Raw genomic sequence first — 18,044 nt, 5'->3', positions numbered from 1 at the left:
GGAAAATGCATGGCTTCTCCTTATCTACATTCTTTTGCTTTATTTTTCTCGTTGCTCAATCCATTTCTAATGAGCATCTACATGATTGGCCTGATCCGTCATTCAGAAGCCAAGGTGTTTAATAAAGCACTGATTCAGGGAAGTTTGATTGCTTTTGTCGTGTTCATGCTATTTGCATGGGGCGGCGAAACAATTTTTAGTAAATATCTGAATGTACGTTTTGAAGCCTTTCAGATATTTGGAGGCCTTATCTTTTTGGTGATTGGCTATCGCTATGTTTTTCAGGGTGCCGATACGATTGGTGAAATGCGCGGTGCACCAGAGCATCTGGCTGGTACCATTGCCATGCCATTTATGATTGGTCCGGGCACCATTAGTGCTGCTGTGGTTACAGGTATTGAAATGTCAATTGGTGAGGCAGCCTTAGTGATTGCCTTCACCTTATTTTTAACCTGTAGTATTTTGATTTTGATGAAATTTTCACATGATCATTTACGCTATAAACATGCCAAGCATATTGACCGCTACTTTGATATTGTCGGTCGTTTATCTGCTTTATTAATCGGTACGATCGCCATTGATATGATCATTAATGGTGTGACTGGCGTTATTACTAAAGTATAGCGAGCGACTTATAACATCGTGCTATGCCATTAAGCGTGGAATAAAATGGCATAGCATCTTCTAAAAAAACTAAGATAAATAAAAAAAGCTTTAAAAATAATGCCTTAAAAATTTAAATTTTAAAAAACAATCAAAGATATTAAAAAATACAATGCTATGTTGTGGATTTAAGCATGTTTTTTTTGTGAATTATCAACCATAATGTTTACTGAGCTTGTTTTAAGACACAGAGTTTAGCTATGCCTACATTAGATGAAATAACCACAGCAACTGATGATCAGTCTGAATTGACGATGTCAGTTTTGATGACGCCTGATATGGCAAATTTTTCAGGTAATGTTCATGGTGGTACGATTCTAAAATTACTAGACCAAGTCGCTTACGCTTGTGCAAGTCGTTATTCGGGTGGCTACGTGGTGACTTTATCTGTAGATAAGGTAAATTTTAAAGAACCTATTTATGTGGGTGAGCTGGTAACCTTCTTGGCAAGTGTTAACCATGTAGGCCGTACTTCAATGGAAGTCGGAATACGTGTTGAAGCCCAAAATATTCAGAAGCGCACAGTACGCCATACCAATAGCTGTTATTTCACTATGGTTGCTGTTGATGAACAGGGCAAGCCATGTGAAGTTCCTCATTTGAAACTTGATACAGAGTGGAAGCGTTGCCGCTTTGAAGCAGCTGAGCACCGTAAGGTTTTACGTCTACAAGAAAACCATAACCCATCTTGTAGCATGTATAAAAAATCTTCTTAAAAAAAAGGATCGAACCGCAGCATGGTTCGATCCTTTTTCTTCTTTACTAAAATTCAGCGTCCATATTTCATTTCAGTAAAATTATCTCTGAGCTTGGAGGAGAGTGCTGAGAGAATTAACGAGTTGCAGGAGCAGCCTCAGAAGCAGAACCTACAGCATCAGATGCAGCATTTGCAGTGTTTGCTTGTTCTTGAGTTGAAACAACAACTTTTTCTTCACCAGCAGTGTTATGTGCTTGGTCGTGCTTAGAAGCAGCGAAAGTTGAAGCAGCAGTTAAAGCAAGTGTAGTAGCGAGTAAAGTTTTAGCTAATTTCATTTTATGGCATCCTTAAATTTCATTTAAAAATAAATTAAACCTAATCGTTCGTACCTACATGAAACCTGTATGGCTGAATGACTAAGCTAGGACACATGCTAAGCCGAGGTTTGGATTACATCAATTAACTTAACAATCTATTACGCCTATCTTAACAATATGAAATATACGGGCCGTTTATGTGCGGAATCTGTAAAATTAAAGGGCTTAATTACACCTTAAAATGTGTAAAAATATTTCTTATCGAATGAAAAAAGATCAATTGTGTTACGTAAAACTTACACTTTGGCATGAATTGTGAATACGCATAAATAGAATATTCCGTTTGAATTTTAATTATCAAAAGTTAATTTAGATTTTGAGTGAGATGTATATCACATATTAAGTGTTTTGGCCTGATAATTGAAAAGTATATCTTCAAAGTGAAAAATCATTTTCATGGGATTTAAACAGTGATATACCTTTCTTAGTTTTGAAACCTTGTTGATTTGAGTCGCTTGTGAAATTTATTGCCCAAAAAACTGTTCCTACCCATATTATTTCCGGTTTTTTAGGGGCAGGGAAAACCACATTATTACAGCATTTATTAAGTCAAAAGCCTAAAGATGAAGTCTGGGCTGTATTAATGAATGAGTTTGGGCAAATTGGAGTAGACCAACAACTCTTACCTCAAGATGAAGGCTATGCAGTCAAAGAATTATTAGGTGGTTGCTTGTGTTGTAGCAGTCAATTGCCTATGCATATTGCTTTAGCTCGTTTATTGAGTGAACAAAAGCCAGATAGACTCTTTATTGAACCGACAGGACTTGGGCATCCTTCACAGTTATTTGACCAACTGACCGAGCCGCATTGGCAAAGTAGTTTAGCCATGAGAGCACTAATTACTGTTGTTGATGGTAGCCGTTTGCACGATACAAATTGGGTTAAACAAAACCTTTATGAAGATCAGTTAAAAGCTGCCCAGATTGTGGTGGTGTCACATACTGATGTGATGACTTTTGAAGATGATCAGGCGCTTGAGTTATTAAAAGAAGAATACAAGCCTTATAACCAAGAGTGGATTAAAACTGAAAATGGTCAGTTAGCTTTAAATAAAATTGATGTAGCTGCTCGTTTAACTGAGCGATCTATACAGCCTTTACTTAAACTTCAAAAGCAAATGACTGAAACCGAGGTTAAGAAGGAAATTCAGCAATTACCTTATCATTATGTCGAGTCGGCACAAGGCTATATTGTGGCAGGTTGGAAATTACCTAAACGCTGGAAATTCGATTTTTATAATTTGCTAGATTTATTATGCGCGCAGCAAGACTGGCTTCGAATTAAGGGAATTTTTAACACAGATCAAGGTTGGAAAGTTTTTAACTTTAATCCTGATCAGTTTAATTATAAGTCTGGTGAAGAGGGTATTGATAACCGTATTGAAATCATTAGCGCACATCATCACGATTGGTTGGCTTTTGAAACGGCGTTACTTGCTTGTCAGCTTGAAAAATAGAGAACATTAAACCAAAGACGATTTAATGTTCTCATAATGGATTTAAGGTTTTGTATCTAACACTGCTTTGGCTTGAGCATGGTCAATATCTTTTTCCCAGTGTGCAATCACTACAGCAGCAACACAGTTACCGATTAAGTTGGTACAGGCACGAATAATGCCAATGAACCAATCTACGGACAGTAGAAGTACTAAGCCAATCGCAGGAAGGCTTGGAATAACTGACAGTGTTGCTGCAAGAATAACTAAAGCCGAGCCGGGAATACCGTGGGCGCCTTTAGAAGTGATGAGTGAAACCAGCAAAATAGCCAATAGGTCGTGAGTGGATAAATCAATATTGCAGGCTTGTGCAATAAAGATCACCCCTAAAGTTAAGTAAATTGAAAACCCATCTAAGTTAAAAGAGTAACCCGTAGGAATGACCAGACCTACCGTTGAATCTTTAATTCCCAGATTTCTGAGTTTTTTCATAATTTGGGGTAAAACAGAGTCAGAAGATGCTGTACCCAAAACAATCGCTAACTCATCTTTAAAATAAGCCACAAATTTGAAGATGTTGAGACCGGCAAGTTTTAAAATTGAACCTAAGACAACCACAACAAATAAAATGCAGGTCGCATAAAACAGTAAAACCAAATAGCCCAATTGTAGAAGTGAATCTAAACCAAATTTGGCGGTGGTATAGGCCACTGAACCGAATACACCAATCGGCGCTAAACGAATAATCAGACCCATAATTTTAAAGAAGACTTCTGAAAAAGCTTCAAGCGCCTGACGTACGAGCTCTGCCAAATGTTTAGGAATTAAAAGTAGTGATACACCAAATAAAATAGCGATGAGTAAAACTTGTAAAATATCGCCGTTTGCAAAAGCGGCAGTGAATGTTTTCGGAATAATATTGAGTAGAAATTCCGAACCTGTGTGCATTTCATGGGCGCGTTCGGTATAGGTGCTTAAATCTTTTGCATCTAAATGGCTAATATCGATGTTCATACCGACGCCCGGTTTAAATACATAAGCCACAATAATGCCTAAAACTAAAGCAATACTGGTGACCACTTCAAAATAGAGAATGGTTTTTGCACCGACTTTGCCCATTTTTTTGATGTCATTTGCACCATAGATTCCCAGTACAACGACACAAAACACAATGGGTGCAATCAGCATTTTAATCAAAGAAATAAAACCATCGCCCAATGGCTTTAAAGATAGGGAGAAATCATGAAAACCAGCCCCAACTGCAACTCCTAAAAAGAGAGCACAAAGAACCTGTAAAAATAAACTACGTTTAAGCTTCTGCCACATAAGTCATCAATTTTAGCAAGAGGAGAATATTTCTCTTTCAAGCAAAAAGCCGGCCAACTCTAAAGCAAGCAGAGCGTTTTGGAAGAATATGCAAATTTCCAATTACTATGCGGTGGATTGCTTAGTTTTTTTATAATTTTTACCTAAAATCGAGTATCCTTAGCGCCAAATTTTGGAACATATTAATCATGGCGCTTAAAGCAACAATTTATAAGGCAGACTTGAATATTGCCAATATGGATGACCATATTTATGGTGATTATCAACTGACGCTTGCCTTGCATCCTTCGGAAACTTTAGAACGTTTAATGGTTCGTTTGATGGCTTTTGCCCGTTTCGCAAGTGATGAACTTGAGTTTACTAAAGACCTTTTTGAAACTGACGAGCCAGCGTTATGGCAAAAAGATTTAACTGGTCAATTAGAAACTTGGATTGAAGTCGGTTTGCCGTCTGAAGATAAAGTTAAAAAAGCCAGTGCGCGTTGTAAAACGGTTGCGGTTGTTGTTTATGGTACACAAGTCGAAGACTGGTGGAAGCGAAACAGTAAAATTAAAACCTTAAGTAACGTTCAGGTGTGGCAAATTGCCCCTCAAAGTACAGCCGAGCTTGAACAGCTCTGTGAACGTACGATGCAACTACAATTAAATGTGATGGACAACGAGTGGACACTTTTAGGTGAAAAGGGTCAGGCAAATGTTGTTTGGACACAGTTACAGTAATTTAGAAAAGCGCAACAAATTCTACAGATTCAGTTGGTACACTAAGTACTAATTGCGATTTTAGAAATTCAGTTTAAGGGTTAAACCATGTCAAATGAATTAGAAATTATCGATTTAAAAGTAGGTGAAGGCAAAGAAGCAGTTAAAGGTGCTTTGATTACAACTCACTATACAGGTTGGTTAGAAGACGGTACTAAATTCGACTCTTCAATTGACCGCGGTAACTATTTTGAATGCGTGATTGGAACAGGTCGTGTAATTAAAGGCTGGGACCAAGGCATTATGGGAATGAAAGTTGGCGGAAAGCGTAAGTTAATCGTGCCTGCTCATTTAGCTTATGGCGAGCGTAAAATGGGTAAGATTATTCCAGCGAATTCTAATTTAATTTTTGAAATTGAATTATTTGATGTCAAAACTCGTGACTAGTGAAAAACTGAAAGCCCTTTAGGGGGCTTTCTTGTTTATATGAGCTTTAAATATAAATACATTATTAATTTATATTTTAGCTTTTTGAATATTTAAGATTATTTTCAGATTATTTGATTATAAATGCTGACTGAAAAACTGTTCATTTGTGAGCAGTGTGATATTAAGACCAACTTTCAAAAAGTTTGTGCCCTAACATCAAATTTCACATAAGTAATCTATATTGTTATTGAGACGCTATTTCATGATTATCCGCTTTGCATCTCCTTTGTTGAACATATCACTTGGCTTGGCCTTGGCAGGTTTGTCAGGCATGGCATTAGCCAAACCACCTAAACTGGACGCTTCAACACTCACGGTGATTGGTTATCATGAAATTACCGATACTAAAAATGCGTTAATTCCTCAATATGCAGTGACGACTCAACAATTTACACAGCATGTCGAGTGGCTACAAAAAAACGGGTTCCATTTTATTACGGTTGATCAGTTGATCCGTGCTCATCAGGGCAAATTCCAACTGCCTACAAAACCAGTTTTATTAACTGTAGATGACGGTTATCAGTCTTTTTATCAAAATGCTTATCCAGTTCTTAAAGCTAAAAAAATTCCGGTTGTTTTGGCTGTAGTGGGTTCATGGTTAGAGCCAAAAGCTGGCCAAAAAGTAGATTTTTCAGGGGAAGAAATTCCACGTGATAAAATCTTAAGCTGGAATGAACTTAAAGAGATGCAAGATAGTGGTTTTGTAGAAATTGCGAACCATAGCTATCATTTGCATCGTGGTATTACAGGTAACCCGCAAGGCAACTCTGAACCTGCTGCGACCACACGTTTTTATGATGTTAAAACACAAACATATGAGAACGATAAACAATATGAAGCACGAATTTATGACGACCTGAAAAAGAATAATGATTTATTAAAAGCGCATGGCTTACGTTCGCCACGTGTTATGGTGTGGCCATATGGTCGCTATAATATGCAAACTGTCCAAATTGCAAAAAAATTGGGTATGCCAGTGACCATTACACTTGATGATGGGGCAGACCATGCAAAACAATCTCTACAAAATATGAGCCGTATTTTGGTTGAAGGCGGAATGACAACTGATGATTTGGCTCAAGAAATTAAAAACCGTGAATTAAATTTAACGGATAATAATCGTCCGCAAAAAATCATGCATGTCGATCTGGACTATATTTATGATCCAGACCCGAAACAACAAGAGCGCAATTTAGGTCACTTGTTAGATCGAATTAATGGCATGGGTGTAAATACAATTTATTTACAAGCATTTTCAGATCCAGATGCGAATGGTTCTGCGGATATGGTTTATTTCCCAAACCGCCATATTCCAATGCGTGCAGACTTGTTTAACCGTGTTGCATGGCAAATTCAAACGCGTACTTCTGTAAGCCGTATTTATGCGTGGATGCCGTTATTGGCGTGGGAACTACCAAAAACTGATCCTGTTTCTAAGGACTTGGTGGTAACTCAGCAGGAAAAAGCGGGTGAACACCTTAATATGGGTTATATCCGTTTAAGTCCGTTCTCAGCAGATGCACGCCAAACTATTCGTGAAATTTATCAGGATTTAGCTAAATCAACGCCGTTTAACGGACTTTTATTCCATGACGACGTCACCTTATCTGATTATGAAGATGCAAGCCCTGATGCTTTAAAGGCTTATGCAAAACAAGGTTTACCAACAGATTTAGCAAAAATCCGTGATAACGATCAAGACTTGCAGAAATGGACTGCATATAAGACAAAATATTTAGATGATTTTGCAATGCAACTCGTTGATGACGTGAGACAATATGAACCGTTCTTGGTGACTGCACGTAATTTATATGCGCAAGTGGCTTTAAAACCATATGCAGAAAACTGGTATTCACAATCGCTTGAAGAGTCATTAAAGCATTATGATTTTACAGCTATTATGGCAATGCCTTATATGGAGCAGGTCGATAATTCAGATCAGTTCTATAAAGACATGATTGATCGCGTGAAACAATATCCTAATGGCCTCAAGAAAACTGTTTTTGAATTACAGGCCACCGACTGGCGTAAAAATGAAAAGGTACCTTCAACTGAAATGGCAGTAACAATTCATTCACTGTATCAGCAAGGAGTAATGCATGTCGGATATTACCCTGATGACCCAATCAAAGATCACCCGGATGTTGACGTAATGCATAAAGCATTTGCTGAAAAATCATCTCGTCTTGTGCCGTAGTCGAGGCTGAAACATGACAATCTTTGCTGCAATATGGTCGCATGCCTTAAAATTCGTTTTTTACTATCCATTATTCATGTCGTATTTATGGATGATGGGTGCGATCATTTTCTATTGGAGAGAACGTCAGGCTCCGCCTTACGATCAACCAGCTCCATTGGAAAGTTATCCAAAAGTCGCTGTATTAGTTCCTTGTTTTAATGAAGGGGATAATGCAGAAGAAACCATTAGCCATGCTTTAAAACTGGACTATCCTCATTTTGAAGTCATCGCGATTAATGATGGCAGCTCAGATAATACAGGTGAAGTACTTGACCGCTTAGCAGAACAACATGAAAAATTGCGTGTTGTTCATTTGGCGCAAAACCAAGGTAAAGCCATGGGGTTGCAAGCCGGAAGCTTAATGACCGATGCCGAGTTTTTAATTGGTATTGATGGTGATGCTTTACTTGATCCACATGCAGCAAAGTGGATGATTCGACATTTCCTTGAAAATCCAACGGTTGCAGCTGTTACTGGAAACCCTCGTATCCGTACTCGCTCAACTTTGTTAGGGCGTATTCAGGTTGGCGAGTTTTCTTCGATTGTGGGCATGATTAAACGTGCACAGCGTACCTTCGGTCGCTTGTTTACCGTGTCGGGTGTAATTACGGCTTTCCGTAAAAGTGCCGTTCACCAAGTCGATTATTGGTCACCAAATATGTTGACTGAAGATATCGATATTACTTGGAAGTTACAGCGTGCAGGTTGGGATATTGAGTTTGAACCGAATGCTTTGGTTTGGATTTTAATGCCTGAAACCCTCAATGGGTTATGGAAACAACGTTTACGTTGGGCAATGGGTGGTGCACAAGTATTAATTAAAAATATTGATGTGTTCACTAAACCAAAATTGAATTTTTTATGGCCGTTAATGTTTGAGCTTTGCTTAACTTTAGTCTGGTCATATTTAATGCTAGCGATGGCTTTGTTATGGTTGGTACATTTTATTTTACCAGTCCCTGCATTAGCTGTTGTGAGCTCCCCATTTTTACCGTATGGTACCGGTATTTTATTGGGGGCAACCTGTCTAATTCAGTTTGCTTTAAGCAAATGGATGGATAGTCGTTATGAACCGCATCTAGGAAAAAACTATTTCTGGATGATCTGGTATCCATTGGTCTTTTGGCTAATCACTATTTCAGCAACCATTGTGGCATTTCCAAAAGTCTTACGACGTGGAGATGAGAAACGAGCACGTTGGGTGAGCCCGGATCGGGGCATTCGCTAGAATGAAATGCAAGAGTCATGAGATTTTAAAGATCGTGCTGTATTGATGTCTGGGGAAAAACCACAGCACTTCGTTAGGTAAAGAGAGAAATGAAGACAGATTCGTTGATTATTGATTTACGCCGTCAATTACCATGGCATAAACGCTATGCTTCTACAACAAGCACAGCCATGATGTGGGCGGTTTGGTTGTTGTTGTGGCGTCCGTTCGTGTTTGTATGGCTATTGGTTGAACTACAAAAAACTCATTTGGTACACCGTTTATTTAGTGCCTTTGGTGTAGGAATTGAACATGGCCTTACCGCATTAATTGCTTGTGCAATTTGCTTATTGTTATGGAGCCATTTGCTACCTGAGCGCCGTGTCGGTGGCAGTGCACTTAAAGCAAAACAGACTGATGATTATGCGCGCTACTTCGATTTACCTGAACATGAAATTGAGCAGGGACGTAGCCAAAAAATTACAGTCGTTCACCACGATGAACTAGGTAAAATCGTGAGAGTTGAATAACGATTAGCCATAAAATAAAGCCCACTTTAAGTGGGCTTTATTTTTTTAAGAATTAAGAAGTCCAAGAATACGTTGCTTAACTTGATCGATGTAAAAATCATCATGAGTGACACGGTACATCAATATCGCTCCCTCATAATCAGCAATACTTTGTTTTGCTAAAATCTCAGCTCGATCTTGAGCAATGCAACAAGCAAAAATAGACTGAATAGCCAGTTGCCAGTCCTGAAAAATACTACGTATTTTGGCTAAAATTTCAGGTGAACCATACGCCGCTTCCATTGAAATTACCCCAATCAGACAACCATTCACGCCTTGGGTAAAAAACTGAACAGCACGTTTATGCATTTGCTCAAAACGTTCAATGGCTGAGAGTTCTGAACTTGCAGTCGTTCCAAATAAAGAATGGATTAAATATTGATGAGTACCATTTAACACCTCAAGCAAAAGCGCTTCTTTATTTGGATAATAATAATAAAAAGAAGCTTTGGTGAGGCCGCAAGCCTTTGCCAGCATATCCATGCTCGTTCCTGCATATCCATAAGTTTTGAACTGCCAAGCGCAGTGCTTAAGCAGATCTTCTTTAGTCAGTTTTTGCGGTCTCATTTCACATTATCCAAAACATAAAGCGGTTTTATAAAAAACCATCAAAAGTGGTGCGGATTTTATTCCAGATGTGTTCAGCATCTTTTTTAAAGTAGCCCATGTGGCCAATGGTTTTCATAGCAACATCTTGAGGTTGAAGACTGACGTATGAGACTTGAGCTTGTCGATAATGTTGCATAAATGCGCGACATGAAGCAGGTAAAGCCCAATCATCATCTAGGGCAGAGACTGCATAAATTGGCACTTTGACAGCAGCATATTGTTCAATTAAGTGTTGTTGTTCTGGATCAGCAAAAAAATACTTAGGGTTTTTACACCATTTACGCCACTGTTTATAAACATTGAGGGGCAAATCAGAACCCATATTAAATTTGCTCCAAGGCAAATAACCTGTCACGGCAACAATAGGTGGAAACACAATATTCCAGACCACCTGAACTTTAAAACGTTCTTTCAGTGGCATGTAGCCGTGCCAACCTGCACCTGTACCAAAGGTGTAACAGGCCAATAATTTATCATGATTAGGTAGTAGACCTAGCGCATGGCCACCATAGGAATGACCAACCATGAAAAGAGGTAATGGCTCTTTTGATAGATATTCAATTGCGCCTGCTAAATCGAGTTTGCCCCAATCTAAATAAGACATATCAAATCCTTTCAAAGATTTTGGACTCGATTTTCCTACCCCTCGATAGTCAAATGTGAATATCTGATAGCCAAATTGCATCATATATTCAGCGAAGCGACGGTAAAACTCATGTGGCACACCCGTTGCTCCCGCAACGACAATATTTGCTTTAGCTGGTGTCGTTGCAAAGTAACGTGTGCCCTTGAGTTGATAGCCATCTAAAGCTGGGAATTGTACAGTTTGGCTAAGCTGTTCATTGATTTGAGTTGCTGATTGCATTGCTTTTCTCTTTATTTTTCTAGCGTGAAGAAATTTTATTTACCTTTAAAAACAGGCGGTCTTTTTTGCAACATGGCAAACACACCTTCTTGAACATCTTCTGTGGTGAGTAAAGGTTGAAGATGGCCCTGTAATTGGCTAAAAGCAGTTTCATAACCTTCATTAATGGCTTCACGGGCAGAGGCGAGAGTGGCTTTTACAGCAAGTGGTGCAGCTTGAGCAATATGTTCAGCCAGTTCTATAGCACGGTTGAGCTCCGTACCTTCCGGGCATATCTCTGTAATCAGGTTCATATCAAAGGCGGCTTTTGAATCAAAAGAGTCACCGGTGAGTAAATAGCGCATGGCTTTGGCCCAACCTGCGGCTTGAGTAAAGCGTGCTGTAGCTCCACCAAAAGGTAAGATGCCGCGCTGAACTTCCATCTGTGCAAACTGAGTATTTTCACTTGCTAAGGCAATGTCTGCATTCAGAAATAGTTCGATACCAGCGGTGTAGCAATAACCTTGTACCGCAACAATTAAAGGTTTACTCAGTTTTCGTCCCACTGTACCCCAAGGGTTCACTTCTTCATCACTAAAATCAAAAACACCTGTAGCGAGCTTGGGTTGTAACTCAACTAGATCTAATCCGGCCGTAAAATGGTCGCCATGAGCAAAGATAATTGCACAGCGAAGAGCATCATTATTTTCATATTCGGTAAGCGCCAGCGATAAATCTTTAATCAGGTGGCTATCAAAGGCATTACGTTTTGCTGCCCGATCTAGACCAATTAAAAAAATATGTCCGCGAGTTTCACGACTGACTTTTCCTTCTTGATTTGACATTTTTCCGATGTCCTTTGTTTATTTTTAATAAGTTTTTAAACGTTCGTTTAAAAAGTGTCAAATACAATTTGTTGACTATTCCGTAAACAAAAAATAGAAGGGCGATTAAAATAAAACTAAGTTTTTATTATTAAGTTTAATGTAAGGATGAGGGAGAGAATAACCTGATGAGTGCTCTCGATCAGGTTATAAATATTATGTTGGACGACGTGAGTACATCAATAGCCCTAGGCATAACAAGGTTAAGCCTAAAATAAGATGTGAGCTGAGCTGCTCATGGTTGAACCATGTTCCCCAAAATGTGGCTAATACTGGGGTGATAATGGTAATAAGTAGCACAGTCGTTGGTTGTAGTATTTTGATGAGTTGATAATAGAAAATCATGGCAAGCACAGATGAAAAAACCGCGCTATAGAGCACTGCTAAAGAAATTTTCAGACTTGGAAATTCAGTTGGAAGATGCGACCAAAAGAAAGGTAACAAGCATACATAACCGACCCATGAGACAAGAGTAGCGCCTGTCATTTGTGTAATGGGTGGAATATGCGCTCCGACAGATTTCACGGCAAACGTCGACAAGACATAAAACAGCATCGCGATCAGTTCTAATACAATACCGATGCGGTTGAGCTGAAAACCTGATGAAGACAGCCCTAAAGTAAAACTCATTCCGACAAGAGCAATACCGAGTCCAAGCCATTGCCACACTGAAAAACGTTCGCGTCTTAATAAAAAGGAGCTAATCAGTCCGGACACTAACGGAGAGGTGCCGTAAATAATTGAAATAATGGCAGAGGGGACTTTATCTGCACCCATATAGCAAAACGCCATAGATCCAAATAAGCCAATGGCTCCAGCACAATAACTTAAAACAGCTTTTTTGCTAAAGATGAGCTTTAAACGAAAAAATCTTAGACACAGCAAGGCGATTGGAATCGCCAAACTGAATCGAATAAATAATCCCCATGCCCAGTGAATTTCTTGTACTGTCCAGACGGCCGCGAGTGGAGTAAGTGACCAAATAATGACGACAGCAATAAATTGGCCGGCTGTAGCAAGGCGAGTCGGAGATGACGATAATGCTACAACCGGCTGAATCTGCGGGGTGGATATACTCTGTTGTTCAAATAATGGCTTCATATAAAGCTCCAGAAAGTTTGGTTTTTGTGTTTTAAAAGGACATAAAAAAAGCCGCGTTTTATGGCGGCTTGTGATGAAAATCAGAGGATATATTACAAATTAAATATCTCGATTTTCGTATCTAAAGCGCCAAATTGTCCAAAATAAGGACGTCGCCAATTGACCACATAGAACTTAATCTCTGCGGCGTATGATTGACGCGCTAGACAACAATGGGGTTTAGATAAAAACATGATAAGTATATTAAAATATAGATGATATTTTTATAACATATAAATGGAAAAGTACAAATTAGATTCAAGCATGAGACATGGTTTTTTTGATTACTTTAAATTAGTAGTTTGCTTAGCTTCATATTTTTCCCATAATACCTCGTCAAATTGATCTCAATAAGCAGCTTATGTCACCTCTAGAAATCTTTGCGGTCTTAATTAGTCTCATTGGAGTTGGATTAACCGTCATCCGTAATATGTGGTGTTGGCTGTTTAATTTCTTTGCCTTTGTTTTATATGCCTATTTGTTTTACGAATTTAAATTATATGGCGAAACAATTTTGCAGTTCTTTTTTATGATCGTAAATTTTTATGGCTTTTACTATTGGTTCAAAGGAAAGCAGCAAGATCACGACATTCGAATTGAACCTATTGCTGTTCAAACCGCTATCATCCAAATGATTATTGCTGCGGTAGGTGGCTTACTGTTTGGTCTAGTTCTTAAAAACTTTACTGATGCAGCAGTACCGATGCTTGACTCACAGCTAGCAGCATTTAGTTTACTTGCAACGTATTGGACCAGCCGAAAGCATATTGCGACTTGGGTACTTTGGGTATTTGTCGATATTATTTATGTGGGCATGTTTATCTATAAAGATTTATTTTTAACAGCTGCTTTATATGCAGCATTTGTTTTGATGGCCGCTTATGGCTGGTATCAATGGGAAAAGGTTAAAAAGAAACAGAATTTATCTTCTGAGCCGGTTTAATTTGGAGAATGGTCATGTTGTTGAGCTTAGATGGTTATAAACAGCAACAGTTTGATCAAATTGCCGCAAAAATAATGGCCGAGCCAAAAGAGTATTGTGAATTTAATTCAGTCTCAGATTTTTATAATGCTGCATGGCTTAAGGATTTTCCACAAGGCAGCCAGATTTCTGCCACTGGCTTAGATGACGGTGCTGAAGAGTTTTATGCGGTTGTTCAATTTAAACAGCAGTATTTAAAATTTGATATTAAAGAAAGCGTTTCGGCACTGATTTTTCAAGATATGAATGGGAAAGTATCTAAGCGTAATTTTTAATTTAAGAAATAAAATCACAAAAAAAGCGACTTAACGTCGCTTTTTTTTTAATAAATAAATTTGGAAATTTTATTTGCTGTTTCAACAACGAGGCTTGCGATATCTTCTTTAAATGTTTTTTCATCGTAAGTAGTAATTGGGCAACTCACAGAGATAACAGCGACCATTTTACCGTTTGATTGTTTAAAAATAGGCGCAGCACAGGCTGCCATATCATGATTGTAATGACCCCAGCTCACCATGGTTTTTTGGGTTTTTACATAGACTAATCTTTGTAATAGGGTTTTTAAATTGGTTGGAGTCAGTTCAGAAAAACTATCCCAATCATCAAAGTTACGGTAACGCTGACGTACTTCAGTTTCAGGTAAATCAGACAATAACATTTGACCAATGACGGTTGCATGAGCAGGCCAGCGAGTCCCTAAGCTAATGTTGCTCGTGAAGGTTCCCATCGACTGAATGTTATTTACAAAGACAATATGAGTGCCTTCTAAAATTGAAAGGTGTACCGCAAGTTTGGTTTGGTCACGTAGTTCTTTCATTAATGGGGTCGATAAATCGAGTAATGAAAGTTTAGATAAACTGTTAAACCCAAGCTCCATGACTTTGGAATCGAGAGCATACGTTTTTTGAGATGCTTTTCTTAAATAGCCACAAGATTCGAGTGTATAGATCAGACGAAATGCACTAGAACGGTTCACTTCTAAAATTTCAGCAATTTCTGTAATGGTCATTTCTTGCGCTTGTTGGTTAAATGCTTGCAAAATAGCTAAACCCCGTACAAGTCCGGGTACTAAATAACGATCATCATTTTTTGTTGTTTCTGATTCTTGCGAATCTTCTTCAATTGCTATGCTCATTCGTGTCATTTTCCTATAAATAAAACATGATTCAATTTGGGGCATGCTGCTTTATTTTATAACTATTGTAATTGTTAAAAATGCATAAAACAATTTTTATATTCAAAACTTTGTTTCTTGTTTGAAACGTAACAAAATATTTAAAATTAATTAAGTAAATGAATTTTATATTTATTTTTACTTTGACAAAAAATGATCAAGGGTATTATGCTTAGCCTGTGTTTTGAAAATCAAATTATGTTTTGTATATAAAACAAAATGAGGACGCAAGGTATGAGTTGGATCTCAGTTTGTCAGCAGGGTGACGTTAGCGAAGATGAGCCGAAAGCCATCGAAATTGAAGGGAAAAAAATAGGCGTATTTTTCGTCGACGAAAATTACTTTGCTATCGAAAATGTTTGCCCTCATGCGTATGCCTTATTAACCGAAGGATTTATCGAAGATCAAACTGTTGAATGTCCATTGCATGAAGCAATTTTTGACATTCAAACAGGTGAGCTAAAAAGTGGACCCGGGTGTAGAAACCTATGTACTTACCCAGTTCGTGTTGAAGGACAGGATATTCAAATTCAACTCTAGTCCTCACATGTACAAGGAAGCAGAACAATGAAGACATTTAATGAAAAGTTGGCAAGCTGGATTCATGCAACGCCGGCAACCGAAGCAGGTATCAACAATATTCAAATTCCTGGTCAATCTGAATTGTTGGTTTGGCAAACACGTTATAAAGAACCAACGCTCTATGAACAAGATTTTGTAAAGAACTTGATTCAGGCATTTTCTGCGGGCGCAACAGAGTTAGATGACGTTGTTTCTGCACTTAATCAACAGGGTTTCCGCTGTGAATCTGGTGATGAATGGACTTCTGCAAGCTTTACAGAAGAAATGCAACGTTTAGGTTATTGATTCAGGGAAGAATAAAATGAACGCAATCGTATCAACTTCACAAAGCGCTGAAGAATATTTAGAACTTGGTTTACGTGACCAATGGCATCCGGTTTTAGCAAGTTGGGAAGTCGCTGCTAATCCAGTCGGTATTACCCGTTTAGGCGAAAATATTGTGGTTTGGCGTGATGCCGAAGGTCAGGTTCATGCACTTGAAGATCGCTGTCCACACCGCGGTGCTCGTCTTTCCCTTGGTTGGAACTTAGGCGACCGAGTGGCTTGCTGGTATCACGGTGTTGAAGTTCGTGCTGATGGTGTAGTTGCTGATGTGCCAGCGGTTCATGAATGTCCAATGACTGGAACTAAATGTTTAAAGAACTACCCAGTAATTGAGCAACATGGCGCAATCTTCATCTGGTTTGGTATCGATGCAAATGAACAACCAGCGCCGCTTGAGTTTCCAGAGCAACTTGCAAGCGAAGAGTGGAGTGCATTCCTTTGCCAAGCAGACTGGAAAGTAAACCATCAGTATGCAATTGATAACGTGATGGATCCAATGCATGGTAGTTATTTACATGCAACATCGCACTCGATGGCAGATGGTGATCGTACCGCAGAGATGAAACACCGTACGACCGATAATGGCTTTGTTTTTGAAAAAGAAGGTCAATTAGGTGTGAACTTCGACTGGGTTGAATATGGTTCAACAGGTGCGAGTTGGTTACGACTTTCAATTCCATACCGTAAGCAATTTGGCCCAGGTGGCGAATTCTGGATTGTGGGTTATGCAACGCCAATTGATGCCAATAATACTCGCGTATTTTTCTGGCGCTGTCGTAAGGTAAGTGGCTGGCAACGTAATGTATGGCGCTTCTTATATCGCAATCATTTAGAACAGTTGCACTGGGATGTATTGGAACAAGACCGAATTATTTTAGAAAACCTTGCACCAAATGCGCGTGAAAAAGAGTTCCTCTATCAACACGATGTTGGTCTTGCACGTTTACGCCGTTTAATGAAAAAAGAAGCTGAAAAGCAATTAAAGAAAATTGCTGCGCTAAATGCATCAAACCGTATCGAGATGCAGGAAGAAGCTCATGGCTAATGTAGCGTTGTTGCAAGGCAAAAAAGTTTTAGTGACTGGTGCTGCGCGTGGTTTAGGCCGAGATTTTGCTCAAGCCATTGCCGAGGCCGGTGCTGAAGTTGTGATGGCAGATATTTTGTCTGATTTGGTGCAACAAGAAGCACAAGCTTTACAGAAACAAGGGCTAAACGTTCATGCTGTCACCGTTGACCTTGCCAATGCAGACTCTATTGAAAATGCGGTTGCAAAAAGCGTGGAAGTATTACAAGGACTAGATGGCCTTGTGAACTGTGCGGCACTTGCAACCAATGTTGGTGGAAAAAATATGATTGATTACGATCCTGAACTTTGGGATCGGGTCATGAATATTAATGTGAAAGGCACATGGCTGATTAGTAAGGCATGCGTTCCCCATTTAAAGCAATCTGTTGCTGGCAAAATTATTAATGTTGCATCAGATACTGCTTTATGGGGTGCACCGAACCTAATGGCTTATGTTGCAAGCAAAGGTGCAATTGTTGCCATGACACGTTCAATGGCAAGAGAGTTGGGGCAGTCTAATATCTGTGTCAACACATTGTCTCCGGGGTTAACTTTGGTTGAAGCAACCGAGTATGTGCCTCAAGAACGTCACGATTTATATGTCAACGGAAGAGCGATTCAACGTCAGCAACTTCCACAAGATTTAAATGGAACAGCATTGTATCTACTGTCGGATTTGTCCTCTTTTGTGACAGGTCAAAATATTCCGGTCAATGGCGGTTTTGTCTTTAACTAAGGA

General features: G+C 38.9%; 21 protein-coding genes. 14 read left to right on the top strand and 7 right to left on the bottom strand.

Features of this window, described 5'->3' with window-relative positions; genetic code table 11:
• The first annotated feature begins 9 nt into the window (after window positions 1-9).
• Both AOLE_RS14680 and AOLE_RS14675 read left to right on the top strand, forming a co-directional pair.
• The gene (locus tag AOLE_RS14680; RefSeq protein WP_004794054.1) at window positions 10-624 is read left to right on the top strand and encodes a MarC family protein; all 615 of its coding nucleotides are present in this window, start codon (window positions 10-12) and stop codon (window positions 622-624) included.
• Between the two features lie 239 nt (window positions 625-863).
• Entirely contained in the window at window positions 864-1,379 is a 516-nt protein-coding gene (locus AOLE_RS14675; RefSeq protein WP_005303245.1) for an acyl-CoA thioesterase, read from the top strand.
• Between the two features lie 115 nt (window positions 1,380-1,494).
• Here AOLE_RS14675 and AOLE_RS14670 read toward each other — a convergent pair whose 3' ends face one another.
• Window positions 1,495-1,695, bottom strand: a complete 201-nt coding sequence (locus AOLE_RS14670; RefSeq protein ID WP_000761577.1) for a hypothetical protein — start codon at window positions 1,693-1,695, stop codon at window positions 1,495-1,497.
• A gap of 499 nt (window positions 1,696-2,194) precedes the next feature.
• Here AOLE_RS14670 and AOLE_RS14665 point away from each other — a divergent pair, with 499 nt between their 5' ends.
• Window positions 2,195-3,193: a CobW family GTP-binding protein gene (locus AOLE_RS14665; RefSeq protein ID WP_013198663.1), complete on the top strand. Its 999-nt coding sequence runs from the start codon at window positions 2,195-2,197 to the stop codon at window positions 3,191-3,193.
• Window positions 3,194-3,235: 42 nt separating this feature from the next.
• On the opposite strand, the gene dctA is transcribed toward AOLE_RS14665, so the two are convergent.
• A complete protein-coding gene (gene dctA / locus AOLE_RS14660) occupies window positions 3,236-4,498 on the bottom strand; it encodes a C4-dicarboxylate transporter DctA (RefSeq protein WP_004794051.1) in 1,263 nt (420 codons plus the stop codon).
• 188 nt (window positions 4,499-4,686) lie between these two features.
• Here dctA and AOLE_RS14655 point away from each other — a divergent pair, with 188 nt between their 5' ends.
• The 5 genes from AOLE_RS14655 to pgaD all read left to right on the top strand — a co-directional run bounded on the left by AOLE_RS14655 (window position 4,687) and on the right by pgaD (window position 9,661).
• Window positions 4,687-5,217: a YaeQ family protein gene (locus AOLE_RS14655; protein ID WP_005303252.1), complete on the top strand. Its 531-nt coding sequence runs from the start codon at window positions 4,687-4,689 to the stop codon at window positions 5,215-5,217.
• Window positions 5,218-5,304: 87 nt separating this feature from the next.
• Window positions 5,305-5,643, top strand: coding sequence for an FKBP-type peptidyl-prolyl cis-trans isomerase (locus tag AOLE_RS14650; protein ID WP_002117532.1), 339 nt, complete (start codon window positions 5,305-5,307; stop codon window positions 5,641-5,643).
• A gap of 244 nt (window positions 5,644-5,887) precedes the next feature.
• The gene (gene pgaB / locus AOLE_RS14645; protein WP_013198662.1) at window positions 5,888-7,882 is read left to right on the top strand and encodes a poly-beta-1,6-N-acetyl-D-glucosamine N-deacetylase PgaB; all 1,995 of its coding nucleotides are present in this window, start codon (window positions 5,888-5,890) and stop codon (window positions 7,880-7,882) included.
• A 13-nt stretch (window positions 7,883-7,895) separates the two neighbouring features.
• Window positions 7,896-9,152, top strand: a complete 1,257-nt coding sequence (pgaC, locus tag AOLE_RS14640; protein WP_004794047.1) for a poly-beta-1,6-N-acetyl-D-glucosamine synthase — start codon at window positions 7,896-7,898, stop codon at window positions 9,150-9,152.
• An 89-nt stretch (window positions 9,153-9,241) separates the two neighbouring features.
• A complete protein-coding gene (gene pgaD, locus AOLE_RS14635; protein WP_005303256.1) occupies window positions 9,242-9,661 on the top strand; it encodes a poly-beta-1,6-N-acetyl-D-glucosamine biosynthesis protein PgaD in 420 nt (139 codons plus the stop codon).
• Window positions 9,662-9,706: 45 nt separating this feature from the next.
• Here the strand turns inward: pgaD and AOLE_RS14630 are convergent, their stop codons facing one another.
• From AOLE_RS14630 to AOLE_RS14615, 4 genes are all read right to left on the bottom strand, one after another.
• Window positions 9,707-10,267 carry a TetR/AcrR family transcriptional regulator gene (locus AOLE_RS14630; protein ID WP_013198661.1) on the bottom strand — a complete coding sequence of 187 codons (561 nt, stop codon included), beginning with the start codon at window positions 10,265-10,267 and terminating at the stop codon, window positions 9,707-9,709.
• A gap of 28 nt (window positions 10,268-10,295) precedes the next feature.
• On the bottom strand, window positions 10,296-11,174 hold the full coding sequence (locus AOLE_RS14625; RefSeq protein ID WP_013198660.1) for an alpha/beta hydrolase family protein: 879 nt from the start codon (window positions 11,172-11,174) through the stop codon (window positions 10,296-10,298).
• Between the two features lie 35 nt (window positions 11,175-11,209).
• On the bottom strand, window positions 11,210-11,998 hold the full coding sequence (locus AOLE_RS14620) for a crotonase/enoyl-CoA hydratase family protein (protein WP_013198659.1): 789 nt from the start codon (window positions 11,996-11,998) through the stop codon (window positions 11,210-11,212).
• A 195-nt stretch (window positions 11,999-12,193) separates the two neighbouring features.
• Window positions 12,194-13,138 carry a DMT family transporter gene (locus AOLE_RS14615; protein WP_013198658.1) on the bottom strand — a complete coding sequence of 315 codons (945 nt, stop codon included), beginning with the start codon at window positions 13,136-13,138 and terminating at the stop codon, window positions 12,194-12,196.
• Between the two features lie 400 nt (window positions 13,139-13,538).
• Here AOLE_RS14615 and pnuC point away from each other — a divergent pair, with 400 nt between their 5' ends.
• Window positions 13,539-14,120, top strand: a complete 582-nt coding sequence (gene pnuC, locus AOLE_RS14610; protein WP_013198657.1) for a nicotinamide riboside transporter PnuC — start codon at window positions 13,539-13,541, stop codon at window positions 14,118-14,120.
• A 14-nt stretch (window positions 14,121-14,134) separates the two neighbouring features.
• Window positions 14,135-14,434 carry a hypothetical protein gene (locus tag AOLE_RS14605; RefSeq protein ID WP_013198656.1) on the top strand — a complete coding sequence of 100 codons (300 nt, stop codon included), beginning with the start codon at window positions 14,135-14,137 and terminating at the stop codon, window positions 14,432-14,434.
• 47 nt (window positions 14,435-14,481) lie between these two features.
• On the opposite strand, the gene AOLE_RS14600 is transcribed toward AOLE_RS14605, so the two are convergent.
• Complete coding sequence (locus AOLE_RS14600; protein ID WP_013198655.1) at window positions 14,482-15,294, bottom strand: IclR family transcriptional regulator; 813 nt, start codon at window positions 15,292-15,294, stop codon at window positions 14,482-14,484.
• A gap of 273 nt (window positions 15,295-15,567) precedes the next feature.
• On the opposite strand from AOLE_RS14600, the gene AOLE_RS14595 reads away from it, so the two are divergent.
• From AOLE_RS14595 to AOLE_RS14580, 4 genes are read left to right on the top strand one after another with little or no spacing between them, the layout of a single operon-like run.
• On the top strand, window positions 15,568-15,873 hold the full coding sequence (locus AOLE_RS14595) for a non-heme iron oxygenase ferredoxin subunit (RefSeq protein ID WP_002117586.1): 306 nt from the start codon (window positions 15,568-15,570) through the stop codon (window positions 15,871-15,873).
• Window positions 15,874-15,900: 27 nt separating this feature from the next.
• Window positions 15,901-16,200, top strand: coding sequence for a recombinase-like helix-turn-helix domain-containing protein (locus AOLE_RS14590; RefSeq protein ID WP_005070730.1), 300 nt, complete (start codon window positions 15,901-15,903; stop codon window positions 16,198-16,200).
• Window positions 16,201-16,216: 16 nt separating this feature from the next.
• Window positions 16,217-17,284, top strand: coding sequence for an aromatic ring-hydroxylating oxygenase subunit alpha (locus tag AOLE_RS14585; RefSeq protein ID WP_013198654.1), 1,068 nt, complete (start codon window positions 16,217-16,219; stop codon window positions 17,282-17,284).
• Window positions 17,277-18,041, top strand: a complete 765-nt coding sequence (locus tag AOLE_RS14580) for an SDR family oxidoreductase (protein WP_013198653.1) — start codon at window positions 17,277-17,279, stop codon at window positions 18,039-18,041. The genes AOLE_RS14585 and AOLE_RS14580 overlap by 8 nt, the downstream gene beginning before the upstream one ends.
• The last annotated feature ends 3 nt before the right edge of the window (window positions 18,042-18,044 follow it).

The organism is Acinetobacter oleivorans DR1 (assembly GCF_000196795.1).
Lineage (GTDB): Bacteria > Pseudomonadota > Gammaproteobacteria > Pseudomonadales > Moraxellaceae > Acinetobacter > Acinetobacter oleivorans.
The sequence above is the reverse complement of the archived record's forward strand: the minus strand, read 5'-3'. Positions and strand labels throughout refer to the sequence as shown.